This is a genomic window from Phocaeicola sp. RTP21198st1_B8_RTP21198_201120, from assembly GCF_040929485.1.
GTDB lineage: Bacteria > Bacteroidota > Bacteroidia > Bacteroidales > Bacteroidaceae > Phocaeicola > Phocaeicola dorei.
The window spans coordinates 44957-55048 of sequence record NZ_JBCOCI010000025.1; the positions used below are offsets into that span (position 1 = coordinate 44957).

Sequence of the window (10092 nt, forward strand, 5' to 3'; positions counted from 1 at the left end):
GACGAAAAGTTAGTAATGGTAGCTACCGACCGTATCTCCGCATTCGACGTAGTTCTGCCTGAAGGTATTCCCTACAAAGGACAAATGCTGAACCAGATTGCAGCCAAATTTCTGGATGCAACTACTGACATCTGCCCCAACTGGAAAATGGCGACCCCAGATCCTATGGTTACCGTAGGAGTTATGTGTCAAGGTTTTCCTGTGGAAATGATTGTCCGTGGTTACCTGTGCGGTAGCGCATGGCGTGCTTACAAAAACGGCGTTCGCGAAATCTGTGGTGTACAACTTCCCGAAGGAATGAAAGAAAACCAGAAATTTCCCGAACCAATCATTACTCCAACCACTAAAGCCGAAATGGGCCTGCATGACGAAGACATCTCTAAGGAAGAAATTCTGAAACAAGGTCTGGCTACTCCCGAAGAATACGAAATATTGGAAAAATATACATTGGCTCTGTTCAAACGCGGTACTGAAATCGCTGCAGAACGCGGACTGATCCTGGTAGATACCAAATACGAATTCGGTAAACACAACGGCACTATTTACCTGATGGATGAGATCCACACTCCGGATTCAAGCCGTTACTTCTATTTGGAAGGTTATGAAGAACGCTTTGCAAAAGGCGAACCTCAAAAACAACTTTCTAAAGAATTCGTACGCGAATGGTTGATGGAAAATGGTTTCCAAGGCAAAGAAGGACAACAAGTTCCCGAAATGACTCCGGAAATCGTAAATTCTATCAGCGAACGCTACATGGAACTGTTCGAGCACATCACCGGCGAAAAATTTGTGAAAGCAGACACTGAAAACATCGCCGCACGTATAGAAAAGAACGTAACCGAATACTTGAAATAAATAAAAATGAAAAATTAAAGATTAAAAGACAAGTACAGGAATCCAAAAATCCTCCACCCTCTCCTTTTAATCTTTAATTTTCAATTTTAATTAAACATGAACTACCCACAAGAAAAAATCAAGCCCTACAACGCTGACGAAAAGAAAAGCGTCCAAGTAGAGAAAATGTTCGACAACATTGCCCCTGCTTACGACCAGTTGAATCATGCCCTTTCATGGAATATTGACAAAAGCTGGCGCCGCAAAGCCATTAACTGGCTGAAACCTTTTCACCCGCAATACATAATGGATGTAGCCACCGGAACGGGCGATTTTGCCATTCAAGCCTGTCAGACACTTCACCCCCAAGAGCTGATAGGTACCGATATATCCGAAGGCATGATGAATGTGGGACGTGAAAAAGTAAAAGCCGCCGGACTGGACAGCCGTATCTCCTTTGCTAAAGAAGACTGTACAGCACTTACCTTTCCCGACAAACGCTTTGACGCTATTACCGTAGCATTCGGTGTACGCAATTTCGAGGACCTTGACAAAGGACTCCGCGAAATGCACCGCGTACTGAAAGACAACGGAAAACTAGTCATTTTGGAACTCTCTGAACCCGACTGGTTTCCCATGAAACAGCTATATGCTGTCTATTCTAAAATAGTCATCCCCACTTTGGGCAAGCTACTCTCTAAAGACCGTAGTGCCTACACTTACCTGCCGCAATCCATCAAAGCCTTTCCACAAGGCGAAATAATGACAGACATTATCCGTAAAGCCGGATTCAATCAGGTGAGTTTCAAACGGTTGACGCTAGGTATCTGTACGCTTTATTTAGCAACGAAATAATTTAAAGTATAGAGTTTTATGAAAAAATATGGTTTGATAGGTTATCCGTTAGGACACTCGTTCTCAAAGAACTTTTTCAATGAAAAGTTTCATTCGGAAAACATTGATGCCGAATATGTAAACTTTGAAATCCCATCCATCAAAGAACTGCCTTCTGTGTTATTGGCTAATCCTGATTTAGTAGGGTTCAATGTCACTATACCTTATAAAGAACAAGTCATCTCTTATTTGGACGAACTGGATAAAGATGCGGCAGCCATCGGAGCCGTCAATGTAATCAAAATTGTCCGCCAAAAAGGTAAGACCAAGCTAATAGGCTATAATTCCGATGTGATTGGTTTCACTCAATCTATCGACCCCTTGTTGGAACCCCAGCACAAAAAAGCTCTGATTCTAGGAACAGGAGGTGCCTCGAAAGCAATTGCCTACGGACTGAAAAAATTAGGTTTGGAATGCAAATTCGTATCACGAAACCTGCGTGAAGAAATGCTGACTTACGATCAGCTCACTCCCGAAATCATGGATGAGTATAAAGTAATTGTTAACTGCACTCCTGTAGGTATGTATCCCCGTGCCGATGAATATCCCAATATTCCATACCAATATCTCACACCCAACCATTTGCTTTATGATTTGTTATATAATCCTGACACTACTCTTTTTATGAAAAAGGGGGCAGACAAAGGGGCAATTACCAAAAACGGTTTAGAAATGCTCTTATTGCAAGCCTTTGGTGCATGGGATATATGGAACAAATAGATAAGGTATGAAAAGAAAAAAAATGATTATTGGAACGAGTTGTATATTCGTTCTGCTTATTATAGTCCTACTTGGAGCCAGTCAATATATGCTGGACTATTCCTTACGCCCTAAAAACAGGGGAAAGAATTTAGAAAGTTCCTGGCAATATATGTTTAAGACTTACTCCTATCTAAAACCATGGATAGATAGTCTGAAACAGAACCAAGCACTGAAAGATACCTTTATCTATTCTCCCGACCACGTAAAACTGCATGCTTACTATGTGGCTTCCAGCCGCCCGACAGCCAAAACCGCAGTTATAGTACACGGGTATACAGACAATGCCATCCGCATGATGATGATAGGTTATCTATACAATAAAAAATTGGATTTCAACATCCTCCTACCTGATTTGCGCAATACTGGTCTGAGCGGTGGAAATGCCATACAAATGGGATGGTTAGACCGCAAAGATGTAACACAATGGATGGAGGTTGCCAATCGAATTTACGGTGACAGTACCAGCATGGTAGTACATGGAATCTCGATGGGTGCAGCCACCACTATGATGGTTTCAGGCGAACCGCAACCCGACTATGTGAAATGTTTTGTCGAGGACTGCGGATATACCAGCGTATGGGATCAATTTTCCAAAGAATTGAAAGAACAATTCGGCTTGCCTCAATTCCCGTTAATGTACACTGCCGACTGGTTATGCCAGCTGGAATATGGATGGGGATTCAAAGAAGCATCCGCATTGAAACAGGTAGCCCGATGCCATCTGCCCATGTTCTTTATCCATGGTGATAAAGATGACTACGTACCCACATGGATGGTGTACCAATTGTATGAGGCAAAACCTCAGCCCAAAGCATTATGGATAGTTCCGGAAGCAGACCATGCACACTCCTATCTGTTCAATACCGAAGAATATACCCAAAAAGTAAAAGCATTTGTAGACAAATACATCCAATGAGAAAATTGACATTTTTACTTACTTTTTTCATGCTCCTTGGCTCCGTCCACCTTCAAGCCAAAGAATATGCCATAAAAGACATACCGATGGTACATTTGCAAAACCGTACCCGCTACGTCAGCAATCCCGACGGTATCCTTTCATCAACCGCTGTCACCACTATGGACAGCATCCTCTACGCTTTAGAGCAAAAAACAGGTATACAAACATTAGTGGTAGCGGTAACAGGCATAGAGGGAGGTGATTGTTTTGATTTCGCCCACCGGCTGGGACAGGAAACGGGCGTAGGACAAAAAGAACGTGACAATGGGCTGGTCATCTTGCTTTCCACCGACGAGCGGTGTGTGCAGTTCGCTACTGGATATGGTCTTGAAGGGATATTGCCGGATGCCATCTGCAAACGGATTCAGAACCGCTATATGCTGCCCTATTTCAAGGACAATAACTGGAACGCAGGAATGGTAGCAGGAATACGGGCCGTAAACGGCTATCTGGACGGTTCCATGGAAAATATAAACAATGACGAAAGCGAAGATGATCCTTTGGAATTCATCATCATCTTTTTTGTGATTTTCGGAGGATTTATTGGCATCGGATTATATGCAAACTGGCGTAAAACACGCTGCCCCCATTGCAAAAAACACAAATTGCAACGTCTTTCTTCCAAAGTTATAGACCGAAGTAACGGAACAAAGACTGAAGAAGTAGTATATAAATGCAGAAATTGCGGACATATCCTCAGACGGAAAGAACGGTCGAGAGATGAGAATTACAAAGGTCCCCGAGGAGGAGGTCCGTTCATAGGCGGAATGGGAGGAGGATTTTTTGGTGGCCACGGTGGAAGTGGCGGCGGATTTAGCGGAGGAAGTTTCGGAGGTGGAAGCTTTGGAGGCGGAGGAGCCGGAAGCCGTTTTTAAGAACAAGAATATTCATAATTTTAATAGTATATACATATGAAAAAGTCAACGATTATTGTAATAGTAGTCATTGTATTAATTGCCATTTGGGGAATAACCTCTTATAATGGTATGGTAAAAATGGATGAATCTGTCAGCACAGCGTGGAGCAATGTAGAAAACCAGTACCAACGCCGTTCTGATTTAATCCCCAACTTGGTAAATACAGTAAAGGGATACGCCTCACACGAAAAAGAAACTTTTCAAGCTGTAGTAGACGCCCGTAGCAAAGCCACTCAAATGCAGATCAGCGCCGATGACCTGACTCCCGAAAAAATGCAGGCCTATCAAAAGGCACAAGGCGAAGTAGGTAGTGCGTTGAGCCGCCTGCTCGCTATCACCGAAGCTTATCCCGACTTGAAAGCCAATGAGAACTTCAAAGAGTTGCAAGCACAACTGGAAGGTACAGAAAACCGAATCAGTGTAGAACGCAAAAGATTCAATGACACAGCACGCGCATATAACACAGCTATCCGCACTTTTCCCCGCAATTTGCTTGCAGGTATGTTCGGATTTGACAAACGCCCATATTTTGAATCTGAAGAAGGAGCTGATAAAGCACCTAAAGTAGAATTCTAACTTTTACAAGTCCCTGTTTCCAATCTTAAGAAACAGCTTTCGGGTACGGATTGTAGAAACCATGCAGTTTTTTTATGCCAAACTGTAAAAATCATACAATCCGTACCCTATTTTTATCCATCTCACTAATTTTTCAACAACAATCAAGCATATTATCCCTAAAATCATTATCTTTACGGAAAGAAACTTTTAAAACTACAAGCAATATGTTCAATTCATTTGGTAATATTTTCCGGTTAACCAGTTTCGGTGAATCCCATGGACCGGGAGTAGGCGGCGTCATTGACGGCTTCCCTGCCGGTATTAAGGTTGATATGGATTTCGTTCAGCAGGAACTGAACCGCCGCCGTCCCGGACAGTCATTACTTACCACCAGCCGCAAGGAGCCTGATACAGTGGAATTCCTTTCAGGTATATTCGAAGGCAAGTCCACCGGTTGCCCCATCGGATTTGTGGTATGGAACAAGAACCAACATTCAAACGACTACGAGAATATCAAGAATCTGTTCCGCCCTTCACACGCAGATTATACTTATATGCAAAAATACGGAATCCGTGATTACCGTGGCGGGGGACGTTCATCAGCACGAGAAACCATTTCGCGCGTAGTAGCAGGAGCTTTAGCCAAATTAGCATTGAAACAACTAGGAATCAGTGTCACAGCTTATACCTCACAAGTAGGATCTGTCAAACTTGATAAAGATTACAAAAGCTATAACCTCGAATTGATAGAAACAAACGATGTGCGTTGTCCCGATCCGGGGAAAGCCAAGGAAATGGCAGAGCTTATCTGGAAAATCAAAGGAGAAGGCGATACAATAGGTGGTGTAGTGAGTTGCCTCATCAAAGGATGCCCTATCGGATTAGGCCAACCCGTATTCGGGAAGTTACATGCCGCACTAGGAAATGCCATGTTAAGTATCAATGCCGTAAAAGGTTTCTCTTATGGACAAGGTTTTGACTCCATGGAACTAAAAGGCAGCGAGCAGAATGATGTATTTTATAATAATAATGGAAGAGTAGAAACAAAAAGTAATTATTCCGGAGGAATACAAGGAGGCATCAGCAACGGACAAGACATTTACTTCCGTGTGGCATTCAAACCAGTTGCCACAATTCTGATGGAGCAACATACTGTAAATATCAACGGCACAGACACGACCATGAAAGCCAAAGGACGTCATGACGCCTGCGTGCTGCCGCGTGCCGTCCCCATTGTAGAAGCCATGGCTGCCATGACCATTTTGGATTATTATCTGATAGACAGGACTACACAACTATAAGAATCATTCAATTATGGAAATAAAACAATACATTAAAGAAAATGAAGCGCGCTTCATGGAGGAACTTTTCAGCCTCATCCGCATTCCCAGCATCAGTGCTTTACCCGAACATAAAGACGATATGCTGGCCTGTGCCTTACGTTGGAAAGAACTTTTGTTGGCAGCCGGAGCAGATGAAGCCATAGTAATGCCCTCACAAGGCAATCCATTGGTATTTGCACAAAAGCATGTAAGCAATGATGCTCCTACCCTATTGATTTATGCCCACTATGACGTAATGCCTGCCGAGCCGTTGGGCCTTTGGAAAAGCCAACCTTTTGAACCTGAAATTCGCGACGGACACATTTGGGCACGTGGCGCTGACGATGATAAAGGACAAGCTATGATCCAAGTAAAAGCATTCGAATACGTAGTAAAAAACGGACTGCTGAAACACAATGTGAAATTTATTTTCGAAGGTGAAGAAGAAATAGGTTCTCCCAGTCTGAATACCTTCATCAAGGAACATAAGGAATTGCTGAAAGCCGATGTAATTCTAGTTTCGGATACCAGTATGCTAGGCGCGGACCTTCCCTCTCTGACTACAGGTTTACGAGGTCTGGCTTATTGGGAAATAGAAGTGACCGGTCCGAACCGTGACCTTCATTCCGGACACTTCGGCGGAGCGGTAGCTAATCCTATCAATACCCTGTGCAGTATGTTAGCCCAAGTCATTGGCGAAGACGGACACATCACTATCCCCCATTTTTATGACGATGTAGAGAAAGTACCGGCTGCCGAACGTGAGATGATTGCACAAATTCCTTTCGATGAAAAAAAATATATGGAAGCCATTGGCGTAAAAGCACTGAAAGGTGAAAAAGGATATTCCACTTTAGAACGTAATAGCTGCCGTCCCTCTTTTGATATTTGTGGTATCTGGGGCGGATATACAGGTGAAGGTTCAAAAACCGTACTTCCCTCAAAAGCATATGCCAAGGTATCGTGCCGACTGGTTCCACATCAAAACCACGCAGTTATTTCCCAATTGTTTGTGGACTATATCCAGTCTATCGCTCCGGAATATGTACAAGTAAAAGTAACCCCGATGCACGGGGGCGAAGGATATGTATGCCCCATCACCTTGCCCGCCTATCAGGCTGCCGAAAAAGGCTTTGCTAAAGCATTCGGGAAAAAACCACTTGCCGTACGCCGTGGAGGAAGTATTCCTATCATCAGTGATTTTGAACAAATCTTAGGTATAAAGACCGTTCTCATGGGATTCGGGTTGGAAAGTGATGCCATCCATTCGCCTAATGAAAACTTCTCTCTGGATATATTCCGTAAAGGAATTGAAGCTGTGGTAGAATTCCATCTCAATTATTAATCAATAATAAAAATGAATGCGGCAACAATCTTTAAAACTCTGACAACTGTTACTCTTTCAATAACATTACTAATGACAGGAGGTTGTAACAATATGGAAACAAAAAAAGAAGAAACAGGAAAAAACACGGCTATAGAAAATATCTTTGCCCGAAAGAGCGTCCGTGCCTATACATCCCAACCGATAGAAAAAGAGAAAATGGACTTATTAGTAAAAGCTGCTATGGCTGCACCGACAGCAGTAAACAAGCAGCCTTGGGCTTTCGTGGTAGTGGATGACCGTACAGTATTAGATAAACTAGCCGCCGAACTGCCTTATGCCAAGATGACGGCACAGGCTCCACTAGCCATCGTGGTTTGTGGTGATTTAAGCAAAGCTCTGAACGGAGAAAAAGACCGGTACTGGATGCTAGATTGCTCCGCCGCATCCGAAAATTTGTTACTGGCAGCAGAGTCAATGGGGTTGGGAGCGGTATGGACTGCGGTCTATCCGGAGAACGACCGCATTGCAAAGGTAAGGTCAGTCTTATCTTTACCAGACCATATCATTCCTTTCAATTTGATTCCAGTGGGTTATCCACAACATCGGGAAGAATCTAAAGATAAATTCAAGACCGAAAATATCCATTATAATAAATGGTAAACAAAGGTCTAGAAATATAAATTAAGTCGGCTGGTTTAATATAAATCAGCCGACAATCTCTTTCCATTCATTCATAGTTAATTTTCCTCAATCTCTATCAGCCTCATCAAGTTTCTTTTTGGTCTTTTCTATCTTGTTTTTAGCTTTATCCAAAGTTTCCCCAACCTCATCAGCTTTATCCTCAATCTGATCCTTGGCATCATCCATCACGTCTTCAACCGATTCTTTGGCTTTTTCTATACGCTCCTCAAATTTATCCTTTCCTTTCTTTTCACCACAAGATGTAACAGCAAACATCGTCATGCACACTAACACTGCAAATAATTGTCTTTTCATACTTTTTCTATTTGATTATAAACTTGATTTTAAACTATGTTCAAATATAAGCATATACCCTATTTCTTACAAATTCAATCTGTTCTTTGCTATATATAAAGTCTAAATCCGACAGGAAAAAGAACTTATCCCATCAAAAAAGCCACCATAGCAAGGTGGCTTTCAATATATTAATAAAACATTCTATATTACCTGTCAAAAACTACTTTGTAGCAGGAGCTGTTTTAGCAGGAGCCGTCTTTATATTAATAAGAATACTATTTTCAACTCCTTCTTTGGTTACATATACTATTCTGTATGCCTTTACCCCTTCTTCTTTTAGAGAAAGAGAAGCACTTTTAAGAGTCGATTCGGGATATTTTTTAGCTATGGCATCTTTAACAGATTGAGGAACCTCTTTCAGGTCTATGTTTTTAAATCCGTCTTCCACAGTAACTGTATCATTCTTTACTTTCATGGTATCATCAGCCATGACAAAAGTTCCTACACCAAAAAGGAATACAAGTGATAAAAATATCTTTTTCATAATGGTTAAATTTAAATGTTTACCTACCGACAGATATCATAAAAGACAAGAAAAATATACATCATATTCAGTCATTTTCCTCCATTAGAATATCTTCGTTAAGTAAGAATACTAAATTAAGAAAACTATATTGAGAACTAAATTATTAAGAAAAGAAGTACATACCAAATATATAAACTAAAGTTTGTGGAAATAAACATTCTTTAATCCACACCAGCTTATGCTTTCACAGCCCTATCTATTCCAACTTTCCTAGCCATTAAGTAAAAAAGCTTCTGTAGAGATAGTTGTACAAACGTTTGGCATAATGCCGCAAAATACGTACTTTTGCGACTCATTTATAAAATACTATTTGAATGAAAGCACTAAAAGAACGCATTTTACGGGACGGAAAATGTTTCGAAGGAGGAATACTGAAAGTAGACAATTTCATCAATCACCAAATGGATCCTATCCTCATGAAATCCATTGCTGTAGAATTTGTACGCCGTTTTGCCTCTACCAATATCAATAAAGTTATGACCATCGAAGCCAGTGGTATAGCTCCCGCCATCATGGTAGGCTACTTACTGGAACTTCCTGTTGTCTTCGCCAAGAAAAAGAAACCCGTCACAATGGAAAATATGCTCACCACCAGTGTATATTCATTTACTAAAGACCGTTCTTATGATGTATGCGTCAGCAAAGATTTCCTGTCCAAAGGAGACCGTGTTCTTTTTATTGACGACTTTCTCGCCAACGGCAATGCAGCCAAGGGGATCATCGATTTGGTAGAAAAAGCCGGGGCCGAACTATCCGGAATGGGATTCATCATCGAAAAAGCATTCCAACATGGCGGAGATTATTTGCGTAATGCAGGTATCCGCGTAGAGTCATTGGCCATCATTGAAAGTCTGGACAATTGTGAAATCAAAATAAGATAATCCCATGCAGGAATCTCAAACCGCCCAATCCAATACCGGACTGATTTACGGATTGAACGACCGCCCTCCTGCACG

The 10092-nt window shown here is 41.8% G+C and carries 12 protein-coding genes; 10 read left to right on the forward strand and 2 right to left on the reverse strand.

Features of this window, described 5'->3' with window-relative positions:
• The 9 genes from AB5935_RS11535 to AB5935_RS11575 all read left to right on the forward strand — a co-directional run.
• The coding region (locus AB5935_RS11535; protein ID WP_368327432.1) for a phosphoribosylaminoimidazolesuccinocarboxamide synthase at window positions 1-855 on the forward strand (855 nt) is incomplete at its 5' end.
• A 96-nt stretch (window positions 856-951) separates the two neighbouring features.
• Window positions 952-1689: a bifunctional demethylmenaquinone methyltransferase/2-methoxy-6-polyprenyl-1,4-benzoquinol methylase UbiE gene (ubiE, locus tag AB5935_RS11540; protein ID WP_007842654.1), complete on the forward strand. Its 738-nt coding sequence runs from the start codon at window positions 952-954 to the stop codon at window positions 1687-1689.
• An 18-nt stretch (window positions 1690-1707) separates the two neighbouring features.
• Window positions 1708-2448, forward strand: a complete 741-nt coding sequence (locus tag AB5935_RS11545) for a shikimate dehydrogenase family protein (RefSeq protein ID WP_007842653.1) — start codon at window positions 1708-1710, stop codon at window positions 2446-2448.
• Between the two features lie 7 nt (window positions 2449-2455).
• Complete coding sequence (locus AB5935_RS11550) at window positions 2456-3406, forward strand: alpha/beta hydrolase (protein WP_007842652.1); 951 nt, start codon at window positions 2456-2458, stop codon at window positions 3404-3406.
• Window positions 3403-4323, forward strand: a complete 921-nt coding sequence (locus tag AB5935_RS11555; RefSeq protein ID WP_007837707.1) for a TPM domain-containing protein — start codon at window positions 3403-3405, stop codon at window positions 4321-4323. Before AB5935_RS11550 ends, AB5935_RS11555 begins: the two co-directional genes overlap by 4 nt.
• Before the next feature lie 36 nt (window positions 4324-4359).
• Window positions 4360-4941 (forward strand): LemA family protein, encoded by a 582-nt coding sequence (locus AB5935_RS11560; protein ID WP_005847199.1) that lies wholly within the window; start codon window positions 4360-4362, stop codon window positions 4939-4941.
• A 206-nt stretch (window positions 4942-5147) separates the two neighbouring features.
• A complete protein-coding gene (gene aroC / locus AB5935_RS11565) occupies window positions 5148-6224 on the forward strand; it encodes a chorismate synthase (protein ID WP_038609082.1) in 1077 nt (358 codons plus the stop codon).
• A 13-nt stretch (window positions 6225-6237) separates the two neighbouring features.
• Window positions 6238-7590, forward strand: a complete 1353-nt coding sequence (locus AB5935_RS11570) for a dipeptidase (RefSeq protein ID WP_007837701.1) — start codon at window positions 6238-6240, stop codon at window positions 7588-7590.
• 12 nt (window positions 7591-7602) lie between these two features.
• Window positions 7603-8232 carry a nitroreductase family protein gene (locus tag AB5935_RS11575; protein WP_038609079.1) on the forward strand — a complete coding sequence of 210 codons (630 nt, stop codon included), beginning with the start codon at window positions 7603-7605 and terminating at the stop codon, window positions 8230-8232.
• Window positions 8233-8319: 87 nt separating this feature from the next.
• On the opposite strand, the gene AB5935_RS11580 is transcribed toward AB5935_RS11575, so the two are convergent.
• Both AB5935_RS11580 and AB5935_RS11585 read right to left on the reverse strand, forming a co-directional pair.
• Complete coding sequence (locus tag AB5935_RS11580) at window positions 8320-8568, reverse strand: hypothetical protein (protein WP_007837699.1); 249 nt, start codon at window positions 8566-8568, stop codon at window positions 8320-8322.
• A 202-nt stretch (window positions 8569-8770) separates the two neighbouring features.
• On the reverse strand, window positions 8771-9094 hold the full coding sequence (locus tag AB5935_RS11585) for a hypothetical protein (RefSeq protein WP_007837698.1): 324 nt from the start codon (window positions 9092-9094) through the stop codon (window positions 8771-8773).
• Window positions 9095-9450: 356 nt separating this feature from the next.
• Between AB5935_RS11585 and xpt the strand changes: the two genes are divergently transcribed.
• Window positions 9451-10017, forward strand: coding sequence for a xanthine phosphoribosyltransferase (gene xpt, locus AB5935_RS11590; protein ID WP_005847479.1), 567 nt, complete (start codon window positions 9451-9453; stop codon window positions 10015-10017).
• The last annotated feature ends 75 nt before the right edge of the window (window positions 10018-10092 follow it).

Bases quoted from the DNA above. Each gene is read 5' to 3' on its own strand.
- ubiE (WP_007842654.1), top strand. From the start codon at position 952: ATGAACTACCCACAAGAAAAAATCAAGCCCTACAACGCTGACGAAAAG.
- AB5935_RS11545 (WP_007842653.1), top strand. From the start codon at position 1,708: ATGAAAAAATATGGTTTGATAGGTTATCCGTTAGGACACTCGTTCTCA.
- AB5935_RS11550 (WP_007842652.1), top strand. From the start codon at position 2,456: ATGAAAAGAAAAAAAATGATTATTGGAACGAGTTGTATATTCGTTCTG.
- AB5935_RS11555 (WP_007837707.1), top strand. From the start codon at position 3,403: ATGAGAAAATTGACATTTTTACTTACTTTTTTCATGCTCCTTGGCTCC.
- AB5935_RS11560 (WP_005847199.1), top strand. From the start codon at position 4,360: ATGAAAAAGTCAACGATTATTGTAATAGTAGTCATTGTATTAATTGCC.
- aroC (WP_038609082.1), top strand. From the start codon at position 5,148: ATGTTCAATTCATTTGGTAATATTTTCCGGTTAACCAGTTTCGGTGAA.
- AB5935_RS11570 (WP_007837701.1), top strand. From the start codon at position 6,238: ATGGAAATAAAACAATACATTAAAGAAAATGAAGCGCGCTTCATGGAG.
- AB5935_RS11575 (WP_038609079.1), top strand. From the start codon at position 7,603: ATGAATGCGGCAACAATCTTTAAAACTCTGACAACTGTTACTCTTTCA.
- AB5935_RS11580 (WP_007837699.1), bottom strand. From the start codon at position 8,568: ATGAAAAGACAATTATTTGCAGTGTTAGTGTGCATGACGATGTTTGCT.
- AB5935_RS11585 (WP_007837698.1), bottom strand. From the start codon at position 9,094: ATGAAAAAGATATTTTTATCACTTGTATTCCTTTTTGGTGTAGGAACT.
- xpt (WP_005847479.1), top strand. From the start codon at position 9,451: ATGAAAGCACTAAAAGAACGCATTTTACGGGACGGAAAATGTTTCGAA.